Raw genomic sequence first — 25,952 nt, 5'->3', positions numbered from 1 at the left:
GACTTAGCACAAAATCAACGACTTACAGTTCCGTTTGCTACAGCACACTGCTACAGCGGAGCCATGACCGACATGCCATCATACCCTCGTCTGATAAAGCGCGGAAACGTCTATTGGTTCAGATCCTCGATCCCTCGCGACATCAAGCAATCCTACCCAAAGACGGAAGAGACTTTCTCGCTACACACGCGAGACTATCAGGAGGCGCTCAAGAAGTGGCGCGAAGCGTCAGCGGAAGTGGATCGGCGTTTCGCAGAGCATCGACTGCGCCGCCTTGAGCCACTCCTTCCCGAGTTGTCGGATGCACAGATCAAGCACGTTGAGGAAGTGTACTATTCCCACCTCCTAGACGAGGACGACGATCTCCGATTGGACGGGATGGATGAGCAGGAGTTCGCCTACTATCAAGAGCTGATCCACACTATGGAAACCCTCGATCGCGAAGGGATCGCCAGGGGTCGTCCGCCGGTTTATGCTCGCTCGGAGGCAGAAGAGGTCCTTACATGGGAAAACGTCGATCTGAAACTGGACCCAGCCTCCCCAAGCTGGCCGAAGTTAATCCGCGCGATCCTTAGCGCCAGTGTCCGTGCTGCGATCGCCAAGCGACAACGCAACGAGGGGACGCCGGTAGAAACTCCAGCGATGCCTCAGAGCAAAGCGACAGCTAGTAGCCCTGCGGCCTCGACGATCATCGAAGCATGGGTGACAGAGAAGAGCCGAGCCAAGGGCGGTTGGACCCCCGCAACGGCCAAGGCCAATCAGCTCTGGGCGGAACGCTTCATCGCGATGGCTGGTGATCGACCCATGTCCGAATACACCAAAGCAGATGCTCGCGAGTTCAAGTCCACACTACTGGCGCTCCCGCCGAACTGGACGAAGATCAAAGAGCTTGAGAAGCTGTCGATGAAGGAAGCCGGACGGCGAGCAACCACTTTAGGTCTGAAGCCGATGGCGGGAAAGAACGTCAACAAGGTTCTTGGCTTCGTCCGTGCTCTCTGGAACTGGGCAGAAGCCAATTACGACAACGTCCCAAGCAATCCCTTCGACGGTCTGAACGTCAAAATCAGCGGCAAGGCGCGTGACGAGCGTCACCCGTTTAAACGAGATGAGTTGGAGAAGATCTTCCGCTCGCCGATCTACACAGGCTGCAAGAGCGTCCGCTACCACAACACGCCGGGTGATCTGGTCCCGACTGACCAAGGTATCTACTGGGTCCCTTTGATCGGCCTGTTCACTGGTTGCCGGTCAGGCGAGATCATCCAGTTGCGCACCGAGGATGTGAAGACCGAAGGCGACATCGCCTATATCGAGGTCACCAGCGCATCTATCTTGGCGGTCTCGCGGTCGAGGAAGGCGGCGATGGCGGTCTGCTCTTGGCGCGGCGGGAGAAGCACCGGCATTCGGGAGTGCTCTTGCGGTTCAAGGTCCCACTGATTGGGGCGGATGCCCTTTGAAATGGACAGGTAACCGGCAGTGTATTCAGCGGATCGCAACAAGTAATGGAGGTATCTCGGCACTTCGGTGTGTTCCGCTTTGAACACGAAGTAGGCCGGGCTCACAATCCCACGGAATTCTGAAATCGCGACCGACCCTTGCCACGCCTTCATCTTATTGATCGCCAAATCACCCGGTTCGACGAGCTGGTAGGCACTCAGGTCATCGGAGGCCTTGTTGAAATTGTCATCTCGGCTGGCCTTTGGGACGACGCCGTAGTCACGATAAACAGAAAGCAGCCGCTCATCTTGGAAGCCACAACGCTTCACTCTTCGAAAGAGCGTCCAAAGGGGGCGGATCGTCCAGTGGTCAGGAAAGCTACCAAGCCATTGCAGGTGTGACTCTTTCTGGGCTGCATGCCGGGGGAGGTTCATGCGGAAAGCTCCCCGATCATCCGCAAAATGCGTCCGGTTACCTGCCTCAGATCCGCATCAATCTCCTCCAACGGTCGTGGCGGCTCGAAGACATAGAAGTGACGGTTGAACGGGATCTCGTAGCCCACCTTGGTCTTCTCGTGGTCGAGCCAGGCATCCTTGGCGTGGGGCAGAACCTCTCGGGCGAAATAGTCCTCGACCTGCTCCGACAACGGGACATTCTCGGTATCGCGCAGGGCGCTGTCGGCCTGTGGCTGACCCTTGGCCTTGCCCCGGGTTCCGACCACCACCTTCCCCTGCTCGTCCAGCAGCGGACGCTCCACCGTGATGGTGCGATAGCCGAAGGCCTCGTTGGGGAAGAGTCGGGACAGCGGCGCGAGCTTGACCTTGCCGCCCTCGGGAGCAACCGGCGGCGCGTCCCCGGCTGTCACGACCTCGCGTCCGATCTCCTTGCCATTGGCATCGAGGACAGTTGCGATCTGGGCCTCGGTGAAGCTGCCGAACAGCCGGGTGATGGTGGCGATGTCCGCCTCGCCGATTTCCTTGCGCTTGGAGCCGAGGCTCTTGCGCATCTTCTGCCAGAATGAGGAGCCGTCGATCAGCTGCGTCTTGCCCTTGCGGTGCGCTGGCTTGCGGTTGGACAGCACCCAGACATAGGTGGAAATGCCGGTGTTGTAGAACATGTCCGTCGGCAGTGCGATGATGGCTTCCAGCAGGTCGTTCTCCAGAACATAGCGCCGGATCTCGCTCTCTCCGCTTCCGGCCCCGCCGGTGAACAAGGGCGAGCCATTAAGAACGATGGCAAAGCGGCTACCACCGTCCACCGCCGGGCGCATCTTGGAAATGAGGTGCAGCAGGAACAGCAGCGAGCCATCGGACACGCGGGGAAGGCCAGGACCGAAACGTCCGTTGAAGCCCTTCTGCTCGTGTTCCACCCGGATCTCCTTCTCGACCTTCTTCCACTCGACGCCGAAGGGCGGATTGGACAGCATGTAGTCGAACTTCTGCCCGGCATGGCCATCATCGGACAGGGTGTTACCGAAGACGATATTGCTGACATCCTGCCCCTTGATCAGCATGTCGGCCTTGCAGATCGCGTAGGATTCCGGGTTCAGCTCCTGCCCGTTCATCACCAGACGGGCCTGTTCGTTGTGCTCGGCGAGGTATTCCTCGGCGATCGACAGCATCCCGCCGGTTCCTGCCGTCGGATCGTAGATCGTGCGGACCACGCCCGGCTTGGACAGGATGTCGTCGTCCTCGACGAACAGCAGGTTGACCATCAACTTGATGACTTCGCGAGGCGTGAAGTGCTCCCCGGCGGTCTCGTTCGACAGTTCGGAGAACTTGCGGATCAGATCCTCGAAGACAAGGCCCATCTGGTGGTTGCTGACCTTGTTCGGATGCAGGTCAATCCGGGCGAACTTCTCGGTCACCTGATAGAGCAGCTTGGCCTTGGCCAGCCGATCAATCTGGGCGGCGAACTCGAAGCGCTCGAAGATGTCACGCACGTCGGCCGAGAAGCCCCGGATATAGGCGTCGAGATTGGTGGCGATGTTGTCCTGGTCGCCCATCAGGCGGGTCATGTCGAGCCGGGAGGTGTTGTAGAAACTCAGGTCGCCGGTCTTTCTGCGCAGGAACGGCTCTGGGTTTACTCCGGCAGCGGTCTTGGCCTCGTATTCGGCAAGCACCGCTTCCTTGGTGGGTTCCAGAACGCAGTCGATGCGGCGAAGCACCGTGAACGGCAGGATGACCTTGCCATAGTCCGCTTGCTTGTAGTCCCCCCGCAACAGATCCGCGACCGACCAGATGAATGCCGAAAGTGCCTGTTGATTCATGCCATTCCCCGAATGCGTGTGCTGCGGATCTTTATGGCTGCCATGGTGAGAGGAGGCAAGGCGGGATCGGTTGCTGACCGTCGGAAATGTTTGGGCCAGGACCGTGCAAGGACCATCAGATGAAAGGCAATTCGCGGTTCCCCCCGGGTGGGGCGTCAATCCTCACTACAGCGCGTTGATCGTTTATCAACCGTTGGAAACTAGGCACCCCCACATGCAATTTTTGGGAGTTACCTATGTCACCAACGGGGAAGTATGTGATGTTTTGGGCGGGCGTGTTCGGCGCAACCGCAGCATTTTGCATGATCGGATTGAGCTGCGTAGTGGAGAGCCTAGCTATATTGATTGCGGCGGCAATTCTTATGTTTATTTCTTTTGCGGTACTTCATGCTTCGCGCACCAACATTGGCACCCTTGGGTTCTACAACTGGACGTCAAAAAATGTGATCGTTCCTCATCTTCATACCTCGCTATTCTTTAAGAAAGACGAAGAGAAACCTAAGCTCTGCCGGATTATTGCCGAACTCATGGATGCAGCAAAGGCGGTAGGCAATACGTACCCGGATACCATGGTGAGGATGTCATCCCCGCTCTGCAGCCCAACACTCATGAGGAAACTGGGGTTCACTCAGACTAAGTCAGATTTTTCGACGCGGCATCTCAGGCCCGCAGTGTATCGCGTTTTGCTCATGTTTACGTCGAGATCCAAACGTGCGTCGCTCAAGCTCAAAGTTGAACGATTTAGAACCACATGGATAGTGGCAGCACGGGACCTCTGATCCGGGTCCAAAAGGCACTTCACCAAAGTTACGTCACTAGGTTCCAGAGCTCCAAATGTTTGGCAAAAAGTTCTGAGCCACCCATCAGATACACGACTATCGCGCGATCCCCCCGGGGTACCCACTGCTCACGAGGATTGAGCGGCGTACGTCTCAACCAAGAAGGTAGCCATTGCACCCGAAAGGTTCACAGCGAGGCTAGCATGACGCTCTGAGGGTCTGACTGGGATCTTGCCACCGCGACCATGTGCATCCGACAATCTATTGCGCAGCGTACCCAAGCCATTGACCATCGTCATAGCACCACCGAGGATTGCCTTGATTGGCTCAGCGGTGTGCTGATCGGGTGCAAGGTTCAGTGCCTTGGCTGTCAAGGAGTAGAGCTTCGGAAGGTCATCTTTCTCACTGTATTCGCCACCCTTTTCATCAAGGATGCGCTTGCAAACCGTCTCCAAAAGGGTTCGAGCTACCGTGATAGCCCCTTCGGGATCATTGGCGCGACGTACCAAGGCCTTTGTCCAGACGGCGTGAACGCCATCAGCGTCGAAACTTGCCAGCGCATCCGACATTGCAGCATCCGCAGGGGCGCGACCCCGCCCTTCCAGATAATCCATGATGGGGGTGAAGGCTTCGCCAATGAGCTTTCTCCTTCTAGCATAGGTTCCCTCCTGGTATTTGATCCACCCCCAGAACGCAGACAAATCACGATAGGAGCGAACGAAGGCGGGGAGCAACGGCTTCATCTCGTCATCCTGAACTAACTCGCGGCGAAGGTGAACGTACAGTGCGTTGTCGCCGGAGCCTCCCGTTGCCGCATCAATCAGTGTCCCCTCCAGCATGGCGATCTTCTCAATCAGGCTCTCAGGAAGTTCTGCTGCGTCGATCATCTCCGTCCTCCTTTGGTTGCAGGAGAGGACACGGAGCAGGGGAGGATCGCAAGTGCCCAATAGGGTGTGCTTCTGGAGAACTAGCCCTTTGCTGGTTCGATAAATATCCATTGACAACTCAAAGCGAACTGATAATAAGCGAACCACTTAAATCGAACTTTGAGGTTCTCTATGCATCTCCGTGCCTACCTCCGCGCCAGTACCAAAGAGCAGAATGCAAGCCGAGCCAAGGATGACCTTCAGCGTTTCGCTGATGAGCGAGGAATGAAGATCGTGTCGTGGTATGTCGAGAACGAAAGCGGCGCGTCCTTGGCCCGTCCTGAGCTGTTTCGGCTGCTATCCGATTGCCTTCCCGGTGACGTGCTGCTGGTTGAGCAGGTAGATCGACTGAGCCGCTTGAATGCGGAGGACTGGGCGAAGCTGAAGACAGAGATTGCCGCTAAGCGGGTTCGGGTAGTCGCCTTAGACCTTCCCACGTCATACCAGTTGGCTAATACCGGAGACGACTTCAGCAGCCGGATGTTGGACGCCATCAATGGTATGATGCTGGACATGTTGGCTGCCATCGCTCGGAAGGATTACGAGGACAGGCGGAGGCGTCAGGCTCAGGGCATCGCCACGGCAAAAGCCAACGGCGAATACAAGGGTAGACCCGAGGACGCCAAGCGCAACGCCGAAATTATGCAAATGCTTCGGAATGGCAAGAGTTGGAGCGGCATCATGGCCGCTACCCGATGCTCTCGGTCCACCATAAGCCGGCTACTGCAGCGGGTGAAGGAGGAGGCCGAACTTCGATAGTCAGCTTTCTGCCGTCGAGCGACCGAGAACGGCGTCGCGATGCGTCTATGGGGAGGGGTAGCCAAATCATAAGGGTCACGCTGTTGGCCGCCTACGTTGGAATGGTGGCATTTCGAATAGGGGCCACAAGAGTTATCACCTACAAAGTCGTTTTGTCGTCTCGCACGGCGGCACTGCTACACAGTGAAAGGCTCACGAAATGACCATCGACACCTCCTCCTCGCTCTCCGTTCCACCCGCTTCTGCGACAGCTCACCGTCGCCAAATCCGCCGTCTCACCACCGAATTCCTTGCTGCGGACGGCTTCCGCTTCTTCTACGCCTCGTATTCTGTGGGCAATTTCCTTCCCGATGGCCATGAACGCGTTATCGTCAGCGACGACAAGAACCTTGCCCGTCTGGCTGCCGACGGTGCGGCCCCGTATGCCGAAGCTACTGTCTATATGGAAGAAGTTTCACCCGCCGAGTTCAACGAAATCCTCGACATTAACGGACGGCTCGATCCCAACCGCAAATGGATTATCGGCGTATTTCCCGAGGCATGATGGCCGATCGCCGTCCTTTGATGATGAACACATGTGCGGCCTCGGATCATTTCGGGGCCGTTCTATTTCAGGAACCGATGAAGAGACTTCTGATCACCACAGCCATCCCAAGTCGGGTGCCTCCGTTCCCCTTTTCACCGATGCCGGCTAACGAGACAGAATGAATAGGGACCACAATAGGTACGCTGGGGGTTCAACACTGTAGTTATAACCATGGTTAAAGCATGGGCCTGACCCGGTAGGTATGGACCCATGGTTGGAGACATGGGCATGACCATAGCTGCCCTTAGGTTTCCTGATGAGGAGGATGATCAATCATCATCACCTCCCTCCAAGGTCATGACTTGAGCCAAACCATTGTGGCTTCCCAAGCATGAACCTGGGGTGAAGCTTCGGCCTCTTCCCCTCGGAACTGTACCCATGGCATCCACCCAAGAGCCTCCATGTCTCTCCGGTGGTCTTCGCCTTGTCGCGAGGAGGTCGAAAAAGACCGAACCTCTCCGGCTTGAACCGAAGTCAATCCCAGTCCGGGATGGGTCTCGCTTTGACCGGATGCGAGGGCGACTTCTGGCATGTGTGGTCTTCATGCCTCGGCATCCGCCACGGCTTCTTCGTCACAATTCCACCAAAGACACGTTCGGGTTTTCCCTGAGCCTCATCCCCAGCCAGACTGCCGATGCCCCTGAATGCCTTTGACCGAGGGACGGGAAATAGCGCTCTGGCGACACCCCTCCACCCAAGCCGTCGACCCACCACCATCAACAGCAAAGGTACCTGTTCTGCAGCTTGACCTATTCCACCACCTGCGTCCGTCGATCACCATCGAATTGATCGGCTCCTACACTGCTCGGCATGTCGAAAGCGGCCTTACCGTCGACCACACTTCCAGCCGAAACCGTAACACTACCAAAGGTCCCATCTCTCCTTTGTGTCGTAAGCTCCTTGAGCTGGGCCACGATGCCGAAAGCCGGGTTCACGTCATCCGCAATCTGCCAGATCGGGTGCAGCCAATGCCGATCTTCAAGCGAGACCGTAGTCTTCGGGCATGGGCAGATGCCGACTGCGTCGAAAGCCAGACGGTGTCTGTGTCCGTCGCGAAACATAAGGCGTTCCCTCGACATCTTTTTTCCGGCCAGTGACCACAATCGTCCCGCTGCGGCCCCTCATCTCCATCAGCCGTACATGACAGTAGGAGTAATCACCCATGGCTACGCGAAAGACCTCAGGACCTAATCGAGTTCAAGCAGATGGAGTTTGGCCTCGGCAACATCTTCAAGGCTCGCTACCGGCTCCGGGAGAAGGCGGGTACACGTAAGCGGTATGATTTGAAAAGGTCATCTTCTTCGCGGAGAGGGAACTCGCAAGGATGAATCGAGAAGAGTAGGCGTATCACCGGGTTGCCGAGTTGGTGGTCACCGGCGAGGAGTCTTGTAGAGATTTGTCAGGTGGGGATGGCAGCTTAATCAACCCAGTCCCCTCCACCATAGTCTTTCTGCATTCCCGAGCGTAAACTTCGTCGGAATTGTCGGTCAAATAGTGGACCGCCAAGAATAGGTCGCTTGTCTGAACGAGTCCGATAGCCATTGACTCAGAGGAAGTCACGCATTTCTCCGTGAATTGCTGCGGTCGGGCACTTGGCTCCACTAACCGATAGCCATTCCCAAAGAGAATACCTTTAGCAGGACGAGTTACCTCATCACGCAGAAGATCCTCGTGAATGTTTGTTGAGAGCTGGCGCAGCTTGTCGATGTTGACCGGCTTGTTGTCTTTGCCTTCTGCTTCACCGAGCAAACGGCCCTCTCCACTTTCGAAGACAGCGTCAAACTCCGATGCACCGTCTTGATAATTTGTAGCACTGAACCCAAGAACGTGCAGGGCGGCAATGATGGCTGCTTCTAGTGGCTTTCCCGTTTCGTACAACAGGCCCCGCAAACCCGATGCCTTCGCAAGCTCGTCGCTTAATGCTGATCTTTTCCGATTAGCCTCTTCGATTTCAGTGTCTATCACTAGTAGTTGACGCTGGAGATCAAATTCTTTTGCAAGTAGGAATTGTTCTGATCCGGCCCAGGGCGGCTCTGCAGTTCGAGTGGCTGAGCCTGTAATTGCCTTCGCGATGCTTAAAATTTCGCTCAATAGATTGGACTCGAATTTTTTTCCCTTTGAGGTCAGAACAATGCTTTCACCGGCACAGTCCTCAAAAAATTCTTCATCATCGAAGTCAATATCTGGCAGTAACAGAATGGCTCCGCCGCTACTTTCTTCGGGAATGAGCATTCCAACAGGTAGTCCGCCATGCTTGGTAGTCAAACATGTTCCTTTGGATGCCTTGTCCCAGGTCGCGTAATAACGAGAAGCGGGGCCAAACGTCTTCCAATACGATGATAAAATCTCTCGGGCACTAGGAAGTAGGGACATTGCGGCCCCTTCCGAGCGTGTCCACTTCGCTGCGATAGGGATTGAGCTATAGTTGCTGATCAGGTCAACGATGCGTGTTCTTTTCTGATTTCTACCAGTACCCGAGGTTTGTATCTCTCCCGTTGCCACGTATACTTCTTTGGGCTCGGTAAGAAATACAACTACCAATTTTCCGGCAGTCGTTGCACTTGCAATTTCTCGCCGCCAATGTGCACAAGCTTCCTTCAGCTGGAAAGATTTAGCATCCGAAAGGGCTAGCTTACCATTGAACTGAGAGTTGGAGTAGTCGTGCGTGAGATACTCATAAATGTCGGGACGGAAGAGAATGATGTCCCAGTCAAGCAGAGACGCCTTAGCTTCAAACGGTACGTGCTCAACATGACCAGATGGCAGATCAAATCCGACGGCAACAAATTTCTTGCTCATTAGCAGCTCTAGCTTAGCTCGATGTGCGACACTTTCAAAACAATAGGGGCCACACTGGCATGTCCCAAGCCTTAACTCAGGATATTCCCCAGAAACCTTTCGTGCCCGAAGCCATTATTTCCCACCTCAAAGTTATCTTTGGGGTAAGGACGCTGTCGGAGGCCACGCTCAACGCAGCTGATCGCGAGATCGGAGCCATGGCAGCGTTACCAGCTTAATGTCGTGGTTGATGACCGCTGCCGAACCGTCCTCAAGGACTTCGAGACCGGAGAGAACTGCGTCGCCTCCGTCGGTCGGATGTTAAGGCCTACCGAGAGCGTATGAAGAAGGTGTCCAACGACCGACAAGGCGGCGGCTGAATGGAATGAAGAGCATTGTGAGGCAAGATACCCCCAGTATCGAAAATCGGCGACATGGTCCTCAACGACTGATTGGCTATAGAGGCCCCGGGTAAACTCGGGCTAGTGGCTGGGTTGAGACGCTTGTCCGACGATCGGTGCTGTCTGCGCCTACACTTTGAAAGGATCGGATCGAAAAGCCGTTTCGAACCGCCCAACAACACTCCATCGCATAAACATTGCTCAGCCAGGTAACCGAAGTTTTACTTCCGGTCCGCAAGGTATCTGACAAATGAATTGGAATTAGAAATGTCATTCGAACGCTCTCGCCTCTACTCAGAAGCCTTCCTGCAAGACCAGCCCGGGACTTCTCACCAAGAACAGGATTTTTTCAGGCAGCAGCTTATAGCTATGCGCGGCCGCGTAGAACCTTTAGTAGCACGTGTCTTGAAGGATATGCCGGGATACACGGTCCACGACATAACTCATCTAGATGCGCTTTGGGAGACTGCGAGTCTTGTTGCTGGAGATGCGCTTATTCTTAGGCCGTCGGAAGCCTTTGTCTTCGGAGCCGCTATATTATTACATGACGCCGCAATGTCACTTGCCGCATATCCCGGAGGGATTGACGAGCTAAAGTCGCTTGTAGAATGGGGTGACTTCGCAGCGTTAGCGAGCTCGTCCAAGGCCTCTTCCCCCACTGAAGGGGAGATCATGACGAACGTGCTAAGGATCTTACATGCCCGACATGCGGAAGAGCTGGCTACGCAGGGTTGGCCAAGCTCGCCTAGTGGCGCTACCGAGTTCCTGATCCAAGATAATGACATCAGGAGGTTCTATGGGCCTGCCATTGGTGTCATCGCTCAAAGCCATTGGTGGCCAATTACTCGAGTTGCGGCTAACCTCGATAGTCACCTGGGGTCGATGCCTCCCTATTCTAGTTTCAGCGTTGATCGACTCCAATTGGCGTGCCTTCTGAGGGTTGCGGATGCAATTCATCTGGATCGTCGGAGGGCGCCGCCATTCGTCAGAGCCTTGGAACGGCCACGAGGCGTATCCGACCTCCACTGGGCATTCCAAGGGAGGTTAAGCTTCCCAAGAATCGAGGGTGACGCACTGCAATTCACTGCCGGAGAACCTTGCCCGATTGGAGAGTCAGAGAGTTGGTGGCTCGGCTTTGACGCTCTTGTACTTGCGGATCGGGAGTTGCGGGAAACGGACCTTCTGCTTAGAGATCGTGGCCGAGTTGGTTTGCGAGCTCGGAGAGTCAAAGGGGTTCAAGATCCTCGCGAACTTGCACAGGATGTTCCAGTCTTAGGTTGGAAGCCAGTCAACTCACCATTTCACGTATCAGATGTTCCCCGGATTATCTCTATCCTAGGAGGCTCGAAACTCTACGGTAATGACTGGCGGGTTCCATTGCGGGAACTTCTCCAGAACGCGATCGACGCCGTCAGAGCGCGACGTCATCTTCAGTCAAACAGCAACTTAGGCCAAATCGATGTAGAGCTTTTCCTCAGAGGCGATGATTTCTGGCTGTCGGTTGAAGACGATGGCGTCGGAATGTCCGAGCATGTTTTAACCCACAATCTCGTCGATTTTGGCAGTTCATTATGGCGCTCAACAACGGTAACGGAGGAGTTCCCTGGGCTAGCCGCTAAGGGAATGAGCGCTATTGGCCGTTTTGGCATCGGCTTCTTTTCAGTCTTCATGATCGCGGAAGAAGTTAGAGTAATAACAAGACGGTTCGACCACGCGGCCTCCGATGCCTTGCAGTTGTTGTTCAACAATGGGGTGGACTCTAGGCCTGTGGTTGCGCCGGCTAGACCTGAGACGGCTCCACGCAACGGCGGTACACGTGTTGAACTAAAGCTCCACGGACGCCCCAGAAACGGTGACCGTTTCCAGTTTGTCGTACCGCGCGACAAGTCTCCTGAGCCGGACCCATATGAAAGCGCCTTCCGCGTTTCACTCTCCTCCGCAGATCTGTGCGAACTAGTGAAACAACTCGCGCCTTGTGCGGATGTGCTGATCCGTGTGACGGAGGAGCGCACTACAGCAGTAGCAGTGACACCGGAAGACTGGATCTCCTGCGCTCCCCACGAACTATTGGGACGCCTGATATCATCAAAGCCCAAGCTGCTCTCGGGTTACCTTCACCAACTAATGCGTCCAATTATAAGCGAAGATGGGAAGACTATTGGACGGGCCGCCATTTGGCCATCTCTCAGCGCCGGTAGCCAGACAGGTGTTCTGGTGGCTGAGGGATTTCGGGTTCAAGCTATTCCACACCTTGCTGGCGTTCTCGTGGGTAAAGTGGATACAGCTGTTCGCAACTCAGGTAGTGCAATCGCAGATGAAGCCGCCTTCAAGGAGTGGGCGACCGAACAAACGCCGCTAATTTCCAAGACAGCCATTCCCGACGAGACTAAAGCCCTAATGGCCGAGATCATATTGGAACTTGGCGGCTCCATCGGTGATCTTCCGATTATTCGGCGTGGAGACGTGTGGTATAGTGGGAAGAAAATGAAGACGGCCCTTCGCAGCATCAACCAGTGTACTGTATACGTTGGCGACGTGGACTACGACGAGGACGATGATGTATCAGCGAGTTCCTTTCACCATTGGTTCGAGCTGAGCAGCGATATCTTCGTCATCCCTAAACTAAGCTCCACCTTCACGTCGAGGTCACAGAAAAGCAGGCGGCGGTCAGATCGCCCCTCTCATCTTCTTCGGGAGTTCGACCGGCTTCTTCAGCAGGTTTGGAAAAAGGATTGGGAGGAGTTAGACGAGTCGGTTGTGATTGGTGAAGTAAATGGCACCGATATCTATCGAACTGCCACGATCTACAAGCGGAGCTAGCATTCTAGCGCCTGCAGCAGCTGTGCCCGAACGATAGCGATAGCTCAAATCTGCTTCGGCGGGCGGCTGACGTTTTCTTGTGACGCGAGATTGCAAGTGATACAGCGTCCTGCTACATCATCAAGAAGCAGTCGCAACTTAAGCCGTTGATTTTTATGTGGTCGCATTGAGATCTGAGAAAATTCAAATCTCTCTAGCAGCACCATTTCTCTCCGGAAAGATGACTTCCTATCGTCCGGACCAGCGATGAGCATTTGAAATTGCCTTCCTGTTCTTCCCCAGCCTTGCACGGCAGAATCCTCCACCGACCTATGCAACAAGTTGGGCCTTCGCGCGTTGCGGGGCATCGGCGTTCTTTGCGCCATCACGATTGAACGATGACCGGTGTCTCGTGCGGATAAGTGGAATTCTCAATCACTGGAACGATCAATCGCTTGCCAGGCAATTTCTTCTCGCGGGCGGGCTCGTCTCCTTCTGCGCCATGCTGCTTGTCGGAGCTTACGTCACCAGCCTCATCGAAGCTGCCGTAACCCGCAATTCCGCCGCGTCGACGGCGCTCTACGTCGACAGCATTATCGCACCGCTGCTCCCCGACATGAAAACCAGCAAGACACTCGATGACGTGACCACCCGAGCGCTGGACGAGACCTTTGGGCAGGGTGCGCTGGGCGGCAAGGTCATATCCTTCCGGCTCTGGCGCAACGACGGAACGCTCCTTTATGCCACAGACAAGAGCATGATCGGCAAGCGGTTCGAGCCCAGCGGCGATCTGAAAGCGGCATTTTCCGGTCAGATGGTAGCGCAATATGGGCCGGTCGAGGATCTGGAAAGCGAATTCGAGCGCTCGAAGGGCATTCCCCTTCTCGAAATCTACAACCCTATCCTCCAGCCCTGGTCGGGCGAGGTCGTGGCGGTTTCCGAGTTTTATGAAGCTGCCCAGGATTTTGAAACCAGCCTCCATCAGGCGCAACTGAGGAGCTGGCTTGCGGTCGCAGGCGTCACGGTGGCTTTCTTCCTTATCCTCTCGGCGATCGTATTTCGCGGAAGCCGCATCATCGACAATCAGCGGCAGGCCTTGACCCAACGGGTGGCCGAGCTTTCGGAACTACTTTCACAAAACAGGGCGCTGCATGCCCGCGCGCAGCGCGCCTCGCGGCGGGCGACCGCACTTAATGAAAGCTATCTGCGCCGTCTCGGCGCCGACCTGCATGACGGCCCCGCACAGCTCGTCGCCTATGCTGCCTTACGGGTGGATAGCAGGGTACTTACCGATCCGGCCACTCCGCCCAGCACCCGCGAAGAAGAGGTCTCGACCATCAAGGCGCGGCTGGACGAAGCCATGGACGAGATCCGCAGCATCTGCAGCGGCCTCGTCCTGCCGCAGATCGAAGCGGCGGAACTGCCGGACGTGCTTTCCCGCGCCGTAACGGCGCATCGTCAGCGAACCGGCTCGGACGTCGCTCTATCGATATCGGAGATCCGGCATCCACTTTCTCCTGCGGCAAAGATCTGCATCTATCGGTTTGTTCAGGAAGCCCTTAATAACGGCTTTCGGCATGGCGGCGGCGTCGGCCAAAGCGTGCGACAGACATTCGAGAACAGCAATGTGGTGATCGAGGTCTCCGACAGAGGTCCGGGCTTCGATCCGGCGATGGCGCGTCCGGAGGGACTGGGGCTCGCAGGTCTCAGGGAGCGGATCGAGAGCCTCGGCGGCACATTCGAGATTTCTACATCGAAAAACGGAACCAGGGTCAGGATGTCCCTGAACGTGCAGGAAATGGAGCAGGCCTGATGACAGCAGTCAAAATTGCCGTTGTTGACGACCACCCTTTATTTCGGGAGGGCGTGACCCGCAGCCTCGGTGAAATCGAAGGCTTGGAAATGGTTGGAGAAGGTGGATCGAGGGACGATGCCATACGCATCGTGCGAGAGATATGTCCCGACGTCATGCTGATGGATATTTCCATGCCCGGAAACGGCCTTGATGCGATTGCCGAAGCGCTCGATATCTGTCCTTGGCTGAAAATCGTCGTGCTCACCGTCTCGGAAGCAAGCGACGACATCGCCAAGGCGATCAAGCTCGGCGCAAAAGGATATGTCCTGAAAGGCGTGGGATCGAGAGCGCTTGCCGATGTGGTTATGACCGTCGCATCCGGCGAAAGCTATGTATCGCCGGCTCTTTCCGCCAAGCTTATCGCCGGCCTCTCTGCGCCGGCGGAAAGTGAAAAACCCGATCCGCTGGCGGAACTGACGGAGCGCGAGCAGGAAGTGCTAACCCTGGTCGCTTCGGGCCTCAGCAACAAAAGGGTGGCACGCGAACTCGACCTTCACGAGAAAACCGTCAAGCACCACATGACCCGGATCCTGTCGAAGCTGAAAGTGTCCAACCGGACGGAAGCGGCGCTCACTCTTCGCGACGCCACGGATCAGCGCTCAACGGCCGAACGACTTTAGGCGCGAAGCATCGGACGGCGTGGCAGCGCGGTTGACGATCGTCCTCGAACGGGAATCGCGCATCTCGTAACGGCCGCCGGAAAGCTTTTCTGTCGCGCCGTTGCCGTGGCGGACCGTGATCGAGGAACTACGGGGATCCACCCGAACCTCGGCGGCCCTCGACGAGGCCGGCGCCGATTTACTTGCCGAAGGGGTAGTCGCCGACGCGGATCCGGCACTCGTTCCGGCACCCTGAGCGGAACCGGCCGACGAGCCATTCCCGTTTCCATTTCCATTGCTGGCTCCACCACCGTTTTCGGAACCGTTTCCGTTTCCTGAGCCGTTTCCGTTACTTCCGGAATTGCCACTATCGTTCCCGTTACCGTTCCCGTTGCCACCATCGTTGCCGTTACCGCCGCCATTGCCATTGCCGCCACCGTTGTCATCTTGAGCCGAGGCAGCCAGCGAAGTCAGGCATGGCAGACCATGTGAATCGGTCGCCACCCGAAGCGGCAGGATGGCGAGGGCAATCGCCGTAAATGTCGTGCCGAAGGCCGAGATCTTACGCGTGGCCATCTGAAACTCCTGACATTATTTGGTTTAGATCTGTCGCTTTCGTCATAGCGATGAAACCGGATATTTCCTCACTTGTTCCGATTTCGCCAAAAAGCCCGCCGGTCGTCTGGTGACGATCGGCGGGCCAGATTCTGCGCTGAAAGGGACCGATGTCGCGCAGTAATCCTGAAATTCTTTTTCTCGTTAACCAGCGAGCGCCCCCAACGCAGTGACGACGATAAAAAGCCCAGCCACGGGAATAAGCAGCCACCGGGCCTGCAACACGCTGTTGTCCATGCGGAACCTCCTGAAGAAGCTCCGAGCCAACCGTATGATAGCTCGATGGTTCCGCGATTTCATCCCCCTTGGACCTTTGCGTCGGCCCATCGGACAAAAGGCCCAGAGACGGTGGGACTGAAGTCCCTTCTCGACCCGACTGAAGCCCAAAGGCAGGAACGCGGTCCTTTAGAGGGAGTTGAACAAGCGTATCGGGGCTCGTGCGGAGCTTCGGAGACGAAAATACACAAAAAACAATAGAGGAAACATCATGAAGGCCTTTATGAAACGCACGCTCGCGATTGCGCTTTTGGCCGGATCGACAATGTCGGTGGTGCCGGCAGTCGTGTACGCGCAGGAAAGCCAGAGCGGTACAGGCGCTCCCATCCTTCCCCGTAAGGGTTCCGGCGCGCAGGATTCGGATGCCAAGGCGCCACAGAGCGGTACCGCGGGTCAGTCCCAGGATATGGGCGCCACGACGCAACAGCCGTCAGCCTCCGGAAACGCCGGCAGCCAGAATGCGCAGAGCCAGGACGCTGATCCTAAAGTGAAGCCGAAGGGCGAAAGTGCCGGCCAGCAAAAACCGGCTGACGCGCAGAATGCGGAAAGCAGCGATCCAAAGAAGCCGCGGAGTGACGATACTGCGCAGCAGAAGCCCGCGGGTCAGACCGATCAGAGCGGCAATTCGACCGCCGCAGGCAATGAGTCGGACGCTGCAAAAACCAGTGATACCGCCGGCCAGAACAATACCGAACAGAAGAAGGATTCGAACCAGGCAGCGACAAGTGCTCCCTCGAACGAAACCACGGGCAGCATCAATGTCTCGACGGAGCAGAGGACGGAAATCCGCAGCATCCTCGTCGAGAACAAGGTCGAGCCTGTCGATATCGACATCAATGTGAGTGTCGGCGTCGCCGTGCCTACCACGGTGGAATTCCATCCGCTGCCGCCGCGTATCATCGAAATCGTACCTGCCTATCGCGGCTACGAATACTTCGTGCTGGCCGACGGCCGGATCATCATCGTCGAGCCGAGGACCCATGAGGTCGTCTACATCCTGGCCGGCTAACGCCCGTTCGTAGGAACCAACCATGAGAAACCGCGAACCTACAGTGATCAACAGAGATAGCGGCGGCGGCTGGGCCGTTGCCGCCATCCTCCTGATCGTCGTCATCACTGGCGGGTTTATTCTGTATGCGAGCGGTTATCTCGGAGACAGAAACGTCAATATCGACGTGAGCCTGCCGAAAGTCCAGGCGCTTGAACCCGTCACGAAATAGGCCCGACCATCCCGGGAAAGCGGCCCAAGACAGCCATTCCCGAACGAACAAAGGAGAATTGTCATGAATACCAAAATCATCGTTCTTTCCGCAATGGCCCTTGGCATGCTCGCTCCGGCCGCTTCGGCCCAGCAGGGCACTGTCAATGGCGCTGCCGGCGGCGCCGTCACCGGCGCAATCGTGGGCGGCCCGGTCGGTGCAGCAGTCGGCGGCGTTGTCGGCGCCATCGCCGGTACCGCGATCGACCCGCCGCCGCAGCGTGTTGTCAGCTATGTCGAACAGGCCCCGCTTCCGGCCGATCCGATCGTCGTGCAGGAAAGGATCGTCGTTGGCAAGCCGATCCCGTCGGCCGTCGTGTTGACCCCCATTCCGGATTCTCCGCAATATTCCTATGCGGTCGTCAACCAGCAGCGAGTGATCGTCGATCCGCAGACCCGTACGGTCGTCCAGATCGTCCGCTAGGACTGAAAATATCGAACGACTATTCAAAGAGGGGCCTGCGCGCCCCTCTTTACCGTTCAAGTTCAGCCCAGGTGCTAATGGGTGGTGCCGTCGTCGCCGGTCCCGCTCACGTCCGAGAGGCGAACAAACTCGAATCCTCTGCCCTTGAGTGTAAGAAGCGCGTGCGAAACGCCTTCGCCGGCCGCATGGGTCGGCTGGTTGATGTGGGCCAGTATCACGTCGCCATCCTTCGCTGCCGCAATACGTTTTTCGACGGTATTGGCATCGAGCAGGGACCCGCCATCGCCATTCAACGAATAGCCCGCGATCCGGTATCCCATGTCGCGAATCTGGCGTATCGCGGAAAGATCGTATTTTGCCGTGGAGCCGCGGAACCAATGCGGCTGGGCAAAACCCGCTGCCAACATCGCCTCCGCGCCACCAGCCACTTCCTGCCGGACGGCTTCCGGCGAACCGGCCGCCGCAATCCCATAGATGGAGGCTGGCACATCCACTGCAGGCACATGGTTTTGGCCGTGGTTTTCCAGTTCGAAGAGATCGAGATTCTGCAGGAAGATGTTCACTGCCTGCGGGTTTCTTCTGATCCAGCGAGCGGTGACAAAAATCGTCGCGGGAATTCTTTCGCGCACGAGAACGGAGAGAATCCGTTCGTCCGCTTCGCCCATGCAGGCATCGAAGGTCAGCGCCACCCGAGGCCGGGTTGCATTGCCGGAGCGCGCCACGTTCAGACGGGGCTCGATCAATTTCGGACCCTGCTGTGCACTTGGCCGGCCAGGCAGATTTTCGGCGCCCGCGGCAAAGACCAGGAGCGTAAGGAACAGGAAAGAGAAGAGACAGCGCATGAGATACCGGCGTTGGAACGACTCTCGCTAGCGCCAAATTCCTAAAATCTCCATGCGACCAACTGACCCGACAGAAAAAAGGCCGGTCTATGCCGGCCTTTTCGTAGCGAAGTTTAGTGACTTAGCAGTCGCTGGACTGGCCATTCGTATTGGCTCCAGCTTCTCCTGCCGAGGTGGAAGCACTGCCTGTGGCGTCTGGCGTCGAAGCAGAGGCCTGGGTCCTCAGGTTCGGAGCGCAGTTGGTGCGGGTGTCGGCGGTGCCGCTGCCCGTGCTGCCGCCGGTGGTGCTGTTGGTGGCGTTCGGATCCAATACCCGGTTGGCGTCGTCACTGCCTTGCTGCTGCTTCGAACCGGCACCGAGGTTCCCACCGCCGGTTCCCGATTGGGCGAAAGCGCTGGTAGCCAAGCCGAGGGAGAGAAGGGCTACAGTAAAAAGCTTGGAATTCATTGGGATTCCTCCATAAAAACCGGCTGAGCCGGTAGGTTTGTTTTGCCTACACGGACCCAACCGAAGAAAGCGGAGGAGGTTCCAGTTAAAATTTTGGTGTTCTCGTGGAACCCTAGAACCTGACGGCAGCCAGTCGGTGCTGCAGAGACCGAAGATCCTCGGCCTTTCGAGAAGCCAAGCCTCTTTCCCAGGCTATCGCCGTCTCGACGATGAGGTCCAGGCTGTCATGGCGCGGCGTCCAGTCGAGCAGCCGGCGGGCCAACGTCGAATTGGCGACCACGCTCGCAGCATCGCCGGGCCGGCGGGGGCCAAAGCGAATTTCGAATTTCCGACCACCGACCCGCATGACGGTCTGCAGAACCTCCAGGACCGAGTAACCGCGGCCATATCCGCAATTGGCGATCAGGGGCTCGCCGCCACGGCGCAGATAACTCAGCGCCTTGAGATGTGCGTCCACCAGATCGGAAACGTGAATGTAGTCACGAATGCCCGTACCATCCGGCGTCGGGTAATCCGTCCCGTAAACATCGACCCCGCGCCGCTTGCCGAGCCCTGCCTCACAGGCGATCTTGATGAGATGCGTCGCGCCATCGGTCGACAGCCCCGTCCGCCCAAGCGGATCCGCGCCGGCGACGTTGAAATAACGAAGAGCCACAAACCAGAAGTCGTGAGCCATGGCGGCGTCGCGGAGCATCATCTCCGACATCAGCTTGGATTGGCCGTAGGGATTTTTCGGCTGCAACGAGGCGCTTTCGAGCACAGGCGCGTCGTCCTTCTGGTCTCCGTAGACGGCAGCGGTGGATGAAAAGACGAAATGACGAATACCGGCTTCGACCGCGGCTGCCGCGAGCAATCGAGTATTGCCCGTGTTGTTTTCATAGTAATCCAATGGCTGGGCGACAGACTGGGGCACGACGATGGAGCCCGCGAAATGCAGGATGGCGTCGATGTGGTTTTCCGTGAAGATCTGCTGAAGGACCGCACGGTCGCCGACATCGCCGAGATAAAAACGCGCCTCGCCCGGAACCGCCCAGCGGAAACCCGTCGAGAGCCTGTCGAGGACAACGACCTCTTCCCCGGCATCGAGCAAAGCCCAGGCCATGTGGCTGCCGATGTAACCTGCACCGCCTGTCACCAGAACTGCCATGCTATTCTTCCCTGCCTCTTGTCTTTGGCAGGAGAGAACCACGGCCGGGCTTCAGCAATACTTACCCGACGCGACTTGCGACGGGTTTATCTCGCGTCAGGGCAAACCTACGCTTGAGCAGATCATTCAAATTTTATCGGTTCCTCTCAAATCGGCTCAGAGCCGGATGATATATTCCGCAAGGCGTCCGGCAGCCTCGGAGACCTGTTGCGAGTTGCGCAGGAAGCAGGCGCGCAGGAAAAGCTCTCCTCCCTCGCCGAATGCAGAGCCCGGTGCGAGCGCTACACCGATCTTGTCGACGATATCGAGCGCGGCCCTGCGGCTGTCGGTAATCCCGTCCACCTTCATGAAAGCGTACAAGGCGCCCTCCGGCTTCAAGGTCTCAACCCGATTGGTAGCGATCAAAGCATCGCAGAGAATGTCACGAGCCTTTGTCGCTCGGCCGATGTTCTCCTGGACGAAGTCATCACCCTCGTTGAGAGCCACGACCGCTCCGCGTTGCATGAACTGCGCCACGCCGGAATTCGAGTACTGCACCAGGTTTTCGATTACCTGGCCCATTTCAGGCGGAGCCACCAGCCACCCGACGCGCCAGCCCGTCATCGACCAGTTTTTGGAGAAGGAATTTGCAAAGATGATCCGGTCACCTTCCTCCATGATGTCGAGGAAGGAAGGAGCCCGCGCCGCGCCGCCGTAATAATAACGAGCGTAGATTTCGTCGGCGACGATCCAAAGACCGTGCTTGCGCGCGAGCGCCAGGATATTCTTCAAATCATCGGGGGTGGCCGTCCATCCTGTCGGGTTCGAAGGCGTGTTGATGAAGAGGCCCTTTGTCTTCGATGTGATCCTCGCTTCCAGCTTGGCGAGATCGAGTGACCAGCGGCCGCCGATGAAATCGAGCGGAAGCCCAACCGAACGGGCACCGGAAATGTCGATTGCCGAGATGATGTTCGGCCAGGTCGGCGACAGATAGATCATCTCGTCGCCCGGCGAGGTGATGGCTTGGACCGCCAGCATGATCGCGTGCATGCCCGAACCGGTCACATAAAAATGTTCGGCTGTCAGGCTGACGGCGAAATGCCTGGCATAATAGTCGGACAGTGCCTGGCGAAGTTCCGGAATACCTCTCTGCCAGGTGTAGAATGTCTCGCCGGCCAGCAGCGCATCGGTTGCCGCCCGGTTGATGAAGTCCGGGCTCGGCAGATCCCCTTCCCCCGCCCAAAGCGGAATCAGACCCTCCCGGCCACGGGCATGGTTGATGATCTCGACGATTCCGCTTTCAGGCGCGGAGACGGCGCGGGGGCTGAGGCTGGCTACTATCGACATGAAATCTTCCTGCGTGTTTTTCCCTATGTAACTCAGGAAAGCCCGAAAATCTCATGATAATCCGTGAGCCGGCGATCGATTCCGCTGATGATTTAGCCAGAGGTGATCAAGGATCACTTCGATTGAAGGATGTCTCTGATCTCGGTCAGAAGCTGGACATCGGCCGGCGGCGGAGCGGCCTCCGCCGGTTTCTTCTCCTCCATCATGCGCATCCTGTTCACCGCCTTGACCATCAGGAAAATGACCCAGGCGAGAATGAGGAAATTGATGAATACTGTAAGGAAGCTGCCATAGGCAAAAACGGCGCCCTGTTCGCGAGCCTGCGCAAGTGTCGGCGCGGTCACGCTGCTCGAGAGAGGCAGGAAGTAATTTGAGAAGTCAAACCCGCCGCCGGTGATGGCACCAACGATCGGCATGACGATGTCGTTCACAAGGGAATTGACGATTCCGGTGAAGGCGCCGCCGATGATGATACCGACCGCGAGATCGATCACATTGCCCTTGGCGACGAAAGAGCGGAATTCACTGATCATTGACATATGTACCCCCGGCTTGTCAGGTTTCGCTGCCACCGAAGATAGCGCGTTCCGGCGGTCGGAAAAGACGGAAATTTCCAGACGCCCGAACCGGGCCGCCTATTGAACTTTTTGCCGAGAGCGGCGCGATTTCCAACCGCATGCTTTTCCCCTAATGTTCAAGCTGCCGCAATTCCTTGCGGGGAGGAACGATGCTTCCAGGCTGGATCATATTGGCTGCGGCTTTCGCCTATGTGCTGCTGCTGTTTGCGGTGGCGAGCTACGGCGACCGGCGAAGCCGTGTCTTCGGCGTGCCCAAGAACGGCCGACCGGTCGTCTATGCGCTCAGCCTTGCCATCTATTGCACGTCCTGGACCTATTTCGGCGGCGTCGGGCTGGCCTCCCAGAGAGGACTGGAGTTCACCGGGATCTATATCGGCCCGATCCTGGCCTTTACCCTCGGCATGCCTCTGCTCAGACGGATCATCGATCTCGCCAAGGCGGAGAAGCTGACTTCGGTCGCGGATTTCATTGCCGCCCGCTACGGGAAGAACTCCACCGTGGCGATGATCGTCGCATTCATCGCGCTTATCGGTGCCGTTCCCTATATTGCACTGCAGCTCAAGGCGGTGTCGAGTTCGGTTGCCGCGGTGGTCAATCCGTCCGACTACGGCATCGGCAGCGGCAACCTCTATTTCATCGACCTCGCACTGATCGTGACGCTGTTGATGGCCTGCTTTGCGGTGATGTTCGGCACCCGGCATACCGATGCGACGGAGCATCAGGATGGGCTGATCCTGGCGGTCGCTATGGAATCCGTGGTGAAGTTGGCGGCCTTCGTCACGGTCGGTTTTTCCGTTCTGTTCGTGCTGTTCGATGGCCCCGCCGACCTGCTTGCCAAGGCTTCCGACAACCTGCTGGTCCAGTCGGCTCTAGCCTACGAGACGCCGCTCAGCCGCTGGCTGGTTCTGGTCGGGCTATCCGCCTTTGCAATCATCCTGCTGCCGCGGCAATTCCACGTGACGGTGGTCGAGAACCGCACCACGCGCGAACGCAAGGTCGCCGGCACGCTGCTGCCGCTCTACCTGATCGCCATCAATCTCTTCGTATTGCCGGCCGCGATGGCAGGCCTCGTGACCTTCGGCGGTATCGGCGACCCCGATCTCTATGTCCTTACGCTACCGCTCACCGGCGAACTGCAGGTCGTTTCGTTGATCGCCTTCATCGGCGGGTTTTCCGCCGCGACTGCGATGGTGATCGTCGAATCCGTCGCCCTGTCGATCATGGTATCGAACGACATCATCATTCCGATCTTTCTCCGGCAGCGCCTGATGGCCGCCCGCTCCGGCCAGCGGATGGATTTCACGAGAACGCTCCTCAATATCCGGCGGCTGGCAATCTTCGTGGTGCTGCTCCTCGGATATGGTTATTACCGCATGGCCGACAGCCAGTCCGGTCTTGCCTCTATCGGCCTGCTTGCCTTCGCGGCAATCGCTCAAGTGGCGCCTGCCCTATTCGGCGGCCTCGTCTGGCGGCGCGCCAATGCCCGCGGCGCGATCCTCGGCATGTCCTTCGGCTTCCTCGCCTGGGCCTATCTGCTTTTTGTCCCGAGCCTTGGCGGCCCGGACAATTCCTACGTAGCCGCAGCGATCCTCAATTTCATCTTTCCAGGCACGACGATATTTTCAGGCCCGGAAACCGATCCGCTCGTCAATGCGACCATCTTCAGCCTGTCGCTCAACACGCTCGCCTTCCTCCTCGGCTCCTTGTCCCGCAACCCGCGGCCGGTCGAGCGGATCCAGGCGGGCATCTTCGTCAAAAGGCATCTGCGCTCGCAGTTCGCCACGCGCGGATGGAAAACCCGCGTCAGCGTCGGGGACCTCAAGGCCGCCATCGCCCGCTATCTCGGCGAGGAGCGCATGCACCGCTCCTTCTCGAATTATGAAAGGACCGCCGGCCGGACCTTCGGCGACGAACAGCCTGCCGACATGGCTATGATCCATTTCTCCGAGCAATTGCTCGGCAGTGCGATCGGCTCGTCCTCCGCGCGGCTCGTCCTGTCGCTCATCCTGCAGAAGGCGGAAGACACCAATGCCGATACGGCCTGGCTGCTCGATCAGGCCAGCGAAGCGCTACAGTACAATCAGGACATGCTGCAGACGGCACTGTCGCAGATGGATCAGGGCATTGCCGTCTTCGACAATTCCGAGAGGCTCACCATCTGGAACCGCCGGTTCCGCAATCTCCTCGACCTACCCGAACAGGTTGGTCAGGTCGGTTATCCGCTTGCAGATATCGTCGCTCTTCTTTCGGAGCGGGGCGACATCGCTGCCGCTGATAAGGCGGAAGTGATCCGCCAGTTCCATACGCTCGACGCGCCGTTTTCCCTGGTGCTCTACGGCGGCGAGCGGATCATCGAAGTTCGCTCCAACGCCATGCCGGACAAGGGAATAGTCGCGACCTTCACGGATATTTCCGAACGCGTCGCCGCCGACAAGGCACTCAAACAGGCGAATGAGACCCTGGAGCAGCGCGTCGGGGAACGCACCGCCGAACTCACCCGCGTCAATCACGAACTCGCCGAGGCACGCGCCTCCGCCGACGAGGCCAATATCGGCAAGACCCGTTTCTTCGCCGCCGCGGGCCACGATATTCTTCAGCCGCTCAATGCCGCCCGCCTTTACTCTTCGGCTCTCGTAGAGCGGCTCGGCGGCGCCGACGCCGACAGTACGCTGGTACGCAATATCGACTCGGCGCTTGAATCCGTCGAGACCATTCTCGGTGCGGTTCTCGATATCTCGCGACTGGATACCGGGGCGATGAAGCCGCGCTTCACATCGGTCCCGCTCGATGATCTCTTGAAACGGATCGAGACCGACTATGCGCCCATGGCGCGCGAGAAGCAGCTGAAATTCGTGGTTATGCCCACATCGCTCCGCGTTCGGTCCGATGCCAATCTGCTGCGCCGTCTGGTGCAGAACCTCGTCTCCAATGCGATCAAGTATACGATCGACGGCAAGGTCCTGGTTGGCGCCCGCCGCCGGGGCGATCAGGTGGTCATAGAGGTCTTCGATTCCGGTATCGGCATTCCCTCATCGAAGTTCCGCACCGTCTTCAAGGAATTCGCCCGCCTCGACGAGGGTGCCCGAACCGCGACCGGCCTCGGCCTTGGTCTCTCGATCGTCGACCGCATTTCCCGTGTCCTCAGCCATCCGGTCCAGCTCTCGTCGACGCCGGGGCGCGGGACACGCTTCCGGGTGGAAATGCCGATCGATCTTTCCGTGCCGCAAGCGTCGCGAGCCGGCGATCAGCCGGAGCGGCGTCACCGTTCGCAGCCGCTCAACGGGCTTCGCGTTCTTTGCATCGACAACGAGCCGAGGATCCTCGAGGGCATGGCTCTGCTGATCAGCGGCTGGGGCTGCACGGTCGGCCAGGCGGATTCGATTGCGGCGCTCGACGACATCATTGCCCGCCGCGAGCCTCCGCCGGAGATCATCATCGCCGATTACCATCTCGATGATGGAAACGGCATCGATGCGATCCGCAAACTGCGGGCGGAATACAAGGCGGAGATCCCGGCTCTTGTGATCACGGCGGACCGCACGCCGGAAGTCCGTGCGGAAGCGGAGCGGCACGAGATCGGGGTACAACACAAACCCGTCCGGCCCGCGGCCATGCGCGCCTACCTCACGCAGGTTGCAAGCATCAAGCGCGTCGCCGCCGAATAGCCTTAATAAAACCCAACCTGCCGTTCATCGCGGGGTCATCACGCACTGTTTACGATATATCGAGTCTAAGCGTGTCGATTTGCCTGGAACTGTCCGGCTTTTTGCGGCGTTTAGGCGCGTGACATCCTGGCCCGCAGAGGCCTTACGGACCCACCGGCGCAAGCCATCGGGACCGGCAGAGACGGAGA

Annotated in this window: 21 protein-coding genes and 1 pseudogene; 12 read left to right on the top strand and 10 right to left on the bottom strand. The window is 57.7% G+C overall.

Features of this window, described 5'->3' with window-relative positions; translation table 11 throughout:
- Nucleotides 1–63 precede the first annotated feature (63 nt).
- Nucleotides 64–1,434 carry a DUF6538 domain-containing protein gene (locus C5L13_RS01140; protein WP_245423203.1) on the top strand — a complete coding sequence of 457 codons (1,371 nt, stop codon included), beginning with the start codon at nt 64–66 and terminating at the stop codon, nt 1,432–1,434.
- A gap of 430 nt (nt 1,435–1,864) precedes the next feature.
- On the opposite strand, the gene C5L13_RS01130 is transcribed toward C5L13_RS01140, so the two are convergent.
- Complete coding sequence (locus tag C5L13_RS01130; RefSeq protein WP_105381427.1) at nt 1,865–3,703, bottom strand: type I restriction-modification system subunit M; 1,839 nt, start codon at nt 3,701–3,703, stop codon at nt 1,865–1,867.
- A 236-nt stretch (nt 3,704–3,939) separates the two neighbouring features.
- On the opposite strand from C5L13_RS01130, the gene C5L13_RS01125 reads away from it, so the two are divergent.
- Nucleotides 3,940–4,482, top strand: a complete 543-nt coding sequence (locus C5L13_RS01125; protein ID WP_158693365.1) for a hypothetical protein — start codon at nt 3,940–3,942, stop codon at nt 4,480–4,482.
- 128 nt (nt 4,483–4,610) lie between these two features.
- On the opposite strand, the gene C5L13_RS01120 is transcribed toward C5L13_RS01125, so the two are convergent.
- Nucleotides 4,611–5,369, bottom strand: a complete 759-nt coding sequence (locus tag C5L13_RS01120) for an abortive infection family protein (RefSeq protein ID WP_105381425.1) — start codon at nt 5,367–5,369, stop codon at nt 4,611–4,613.
- Between the two features lie 171 nt (nt 5,370–5,540).
- On the opposite strand from C5L13_RS01120, the gene C5L13_RS01115 reads away from it, so the two are divergent.
- On the top strand, nt 5,541–6,167 hold the full coding sequence (locus C5L13_RS01115; protein ID WP_105381424.1) for a recombinase family protein: 627 nt from the start codon (nt 5,541–5,543) through the stop codon (nt 6,165–6,167).
- Between the two features lie 199 nt (nt 6,168–6,366).
- A complete protein-coding gene (locus C5L13_RS01110; RefSeq protein WP_105381423.1) occupies nt 6,367–6,711 on the top strand; it encodes a hypothetical protein in 345 nt (114 codons plus the stop codon).
- A 791-nt stretch (nt 6,712–7,502) separates the two neighbouring features.
- Here the strand turns inward: C5L13_RS01110 and C5L13_RS28605 are convergent.
- Entirely contained in the window at nt 7,503–7,832 is a 330-nt protein-coding gene (locus tag C5L13_RS28605; protein WP_158693364.1) for a hypothetical protein, read from the bottom strand.
- A gap of 268 nt (nt 7,833–8,100) precedes the next feature.
- Nucleotides 8,101–9,552 (bottom strand): hypothetical protein, encoded by a 1,452-nt coding sequence (locus C5L13_RS01100; RefSeq protein ID WP_105381422.1) that lies wholly within the window; start codon nt 9,550–9,552, stop codon nt 8,101–8,103.
- A gap of 647 nt (nt 9,553–10,199) precedes the next feature.
- Between C5L13_RS01100 and C5L13_RS29665 the strand changes: the two are divergent.
- The 4 genes and pseudogenes from C5L13_RS29665 to C5L13_RS01085 form a co-directional block, all read left to right on the top strand.
- Nucleotides 10,200–11,090 (top strand): annotated as a pseudogene (locus C5L13_RS29665) (HD domain-containing protein); the annotation flags it as partial.
- 219 nt (nt 11,091–11,309) lie between these two features.
- The gene (locus C5L13_RS28600; RefSeq protein WP_158693363.1) at nt 11,310–12,752 is read left to right on the top strand and encodes an ATP-binding protein; all 1,443 of its coding nucleotides are present in this window, start codon (nt 11,310–11,312) and stop codon (nt 12,750–12,752) included.
- Between the two features lie 391 nt (nt 12,753–13,143).
- Entirely contained in the window at nt 13,144–14,544 is a 1,401-nt protein-coding gene (locus tag C5L13_RS01090; RefSeq protein WP_105381420.1) for a sensor histidine kinase, read from the top strand.
- The gene (locus C5L13_RS01085) at nt 14,544–15,206 is read left to right on the top strand and encodes a LuxR C-terminal-related transcriptional regulator (protein ID WP_105381419.1); all 663 of its coding nucleotides are present in this window, start codon (nt 14,544–14,546) and stop codon (nt 15,204–15,206) included. The genes C5L13_RS01090 and C5L13_RS01085 overlap by 1 nt, the downstream gene beginning before the upstream one ends.
- Here C5L13_RS01085 and C5L13_RS01080 read toward each other — a convergent pair.
- A complete protein-coding gene (locus C5L13_RS01080) occupies nt 15,186–15,761 on the bottom strand; it encodes a hypothetical protein (RefSeq protein WP_245423202.1) in 576 nt (191 codons plus the stop codon). The two genes, C5L13_RS01085 and C5L13_RS01080, sit on opposite strands and share 21 nt — an antisense overlap.
- Before the next feature lie 526 nt (nt 15,762–16,287).
- Here C5L13_RS01080 and C5L13_RS01075 point away from each other — a divergent pair.
- The 3 genes from C5L13_RS01075 to C5L13_RS01065 all read left to right on the top strand — a co-directional run bounded on the left by C5L13_RS01075 (nt 16,288) and on the right by C5L13_RS01065 (nt 17,758).
- Nucleotides 16,288–17,085, top strand: coding sequence for a DUF1236 domain-containing protein (locus C5L13_RS01075; protein WP_105381418.1), 798 nt, complete (start codon nt 16,288–16,290; stop codon nt 17,083–17,085).
- Nucleotides 17,086–17,107: 22 nt separating this feature from the next.
- Nucleotides 17,108–17,296 (top strand): hypothetical protein, encoded by a 189-nt coding sequence (locus tag C5L13_RS01070; protein WP_105381417.1) that lies wholly within the window; start codon nt 17,108–17,110, stop codon nt 17,294–17,296.
- A 63-nt stretch (nt 17,297–17,359) separates the two neighbouring features.
- Complete coding sequence (locus C5L13_RS01065) at nt 17,360–17,758, top strand: DUF1236 domain-containing protein (RefSeq protein ID WP_105381416.1); 399 nt, start codon at nt 17,360–17,362, stop codon at nt 17,756–17,758.
- Nucleotides 17,759–17,832: 74 nt separating this feature from the next.
- On the opposite strand, the gene C5L13_RS01060 is transcribed toward C5L13_RS01065, so the two are convergent.
- The 5 genes from C5L13_RS01060 to mscL all read right to left on the bottom strand — a co-directional run bounded on the left by C5L13_RS01060 (nt 17,833) and on the right by mscL (nt 22,054).
- Nucleotides 17,833–18,600, bottom strand: a complete 768-nt coding sequence (locus tag C5L13_RS01060) for a polysaccharide deacetylase family protein (protein ID WP_105381415.1) — start codon at nt 18,598–18,600, stop codon at nt 17,833–17,835.
- Between the two features lie 121 nt (nt 18,601–18,721).
- Entirely contained in the window at nt 18,722–19,048 is a 327-nt protein-coding gene (locus C5L13_RS01055) for a hypothetical protein (RefSeq protein ID WP_105381414.1), read from the bottom strand.
- A gap of 112 nt (nt 19,049–19,160) precedes the next feature.
- Nucleotides 19,161–20,195 carry a UDP-glucose 4-epimerase GalE gene (gene galE / locus C5L13_RS01050; RefSeq protein ID WP_105381413.1) on the bottom strand — a complete coding sequence of 345 codons (1,035 nt, stop codon included), beginning with the start codon at nt 20,193–20,195 and terminating at the stop codon, nt 19,161–19,163.
- Nucleotides 20,196–20,351: 156 nt separating this feature from the next.
- Nucleotides 20,352–21,521, bottom strand: coding sequence for a pyridoxal phosphate-dependent aminotransferase (locus C5L13_RS01045; RefSeq protein WP_105381412.1), 1,170 nt, complete (start codon nt 21,519–21,521; stop codon nt 20,352–20,354).
- Between the two features lie 113 nt (nt 21,522–21,634).
- Nucleotides 21,635–22,054 (bottom strand): large conductance mechanosensitive channel protein MscL, encoded by a 420-nt coding sequence (gene mscL, locus C5L13_RS01040; RefSeq protein WP_105381411.1) that lies wholly within the window; start codon nt 22,052–22,054, stop codon nt 21,635–21,637.
- A gap of 194 nt (nt 22,055–22,248) precedes the next feature.
- On the opposite strand from mscL, the gene C5L13_RS01035 reads away from it, so the two are divergent.
- Nucleotides 22,249–25,764: a hybrid sensor histidine kinase/response regulator gene (locus C5L13_RS01035; protein WP_105381410.1), complete on the top strand. Its 3,516-nt coding sequence runs from the start codon at nt 22,249–22,251 to the stop codon at nt 25,762–25,764.
- Nucleotides 25,765–25,952: the final 188 nt, after the last annotated feature.

Origin of the sequence: Neorhizobium alkalisoli, assembly GCF_002968635.1 — a bacterium.
Taxonomy (GTDB): Bacteria; Pseudomonadota; Alphaproteobacteria; order Rhizobiales; family Rhizobiaceae; genus Neorhizobium; species Neorhizobium alkalisoli.
This window is presented reverse-complemented; position numbering and strand designations above follow the sequence as displayed.

Bases quoted from the DNA above. Each gene is read 5' to 3' on its own strand.
- C5L13_RS01140 (WP_245423203.1), top strand. From the start codon at position 64: ATGACCGACATGCCATCATACCCTCGTCTGATAAAGCGCGGAAACGTC.
- C5L13_RS01130 (WP_105381427.1), bottom strand. From the start codon at position 3,703: ATGAATCAACAGGCACTTTCGGCATTCATCTGGTCGGTCGCGGATCTG.
- C5L13_RS01085 (WP_105381419.1), top strand. From the start codon at position 14,544: ATGACAGCAGTCAAAATTGCCGTTGTTGACGACCACCCTTTATTTCGG.
- C5L13_RS01125 (WP_158693365.1), top strand. From the start codon at position 3,940: ATGTCACCAACGGGGAAGTATGTGATGTTTTGGGCGGGCGTGTTCGGC.
- C5L13_RS01060 (WP_105381415.1), bottom strand. From the start codon at position 18,600: ATGCGCTGTCTCTTCTCTTTCCTGTTCCTTACGCTCCTGGTCTTTGCC.
- C5L13_RS01065 (WP_105381416.1), top strand. From the start codon at position 17,360: ATGAATACCAAAATCATCGTTCTTTCCGCAATGGCCCTTGGCATGCTC.
- C5L13_RS01045 (WP_105381412.1), bottom strand. From the start codon at position 21,521: ATGTCGATAGTAGCCAGCCTCAGCCCCCGCGCCGTCTCCGCGCCTGAA.
- C5L13_RS28605 (WP_158693364.1), bottom strand. From the start codon at position 7,832: ATGTCGAGGGAACGCCTTATGTTTCGCGACGGACACAGACACCGTCTG.
- C5L13_RS01080 (WP_245423202.1), bottom strand. From the start codon at position 15,761: ATGGCCACGCGTAAGATCTCGGCCTTCGGCACGACATTTACGGCGATT.
- mscL (WP_105381411.1), bottom strand. From the start codon at position 22,054: ATGATCAGTGAATTCCGCTCTTTCGTCGCCAAGGGCAATGTGATCGAT.
- C5L13_RS01035 (WP_105381410.1), top strand. From the start codon at position 22,249: ATGCTTCCAGGCTGGATCATATTGGCTGCGGCTTTCGCCTATGTGCTG.
- C5L13_RS01110 (WP_105381423.1), top strand. From the start codon at position 6,367: ATGACCATCGACACCTCCTCCTCGCTCTCCGTTCCACCCGCTTCTGCG.
- C5L13_RS01100 (WP_105381422.1), bottom strand. From the start codon at position 9,552: ATGAGCAAGAAATTTGTTGCCGTCGGATTTGATCTGCCATCTGGTCAT.
- C5L13_RS01055 (WP_105381414.1), bottom strand. From the start codon at position 19,048: ATGAATTCCAAGCTTTTTACTGTAGCCCTTCTCTCCCTCGGCTTGGCT.
- galE (WP_105381413.1), bottom strand. From the start codon at position 20,195: ATGGCAGTTCTGGTGACAGGCGGTGCAGGTTACATCGGCAGCCACATG.
- C5L13_RS01115 (WP_105381424.1), top strand. From the start codon at position 5,541: ATGCATCTCCGTGCCTACCTCCGCGCCAGTACCAAAGAGCAGAATGCA.
- C5L13_RS01120 (WP_105381425.1), bottom strand. From the start codon at position 5,369: ATGATCGACGCAGCAGAACTTCCTGAGAGCCTGATTGAGAAGATCGCC.
- C5L13_RS01070 (WP_105381417.1), top strand. From the start codon at position 17,108: ATGAGAAACCGCGAACCTACAGTGATCAACAGAGATAGCGGCGGCGGC.
- C5L13_RS01075 (WP_105381418.1), top strand. From the start codon at position 16,288: ATGAAGGCCTTTATGAAACGCACGCTCGCGATTGCGCTTTTGGCCGGA.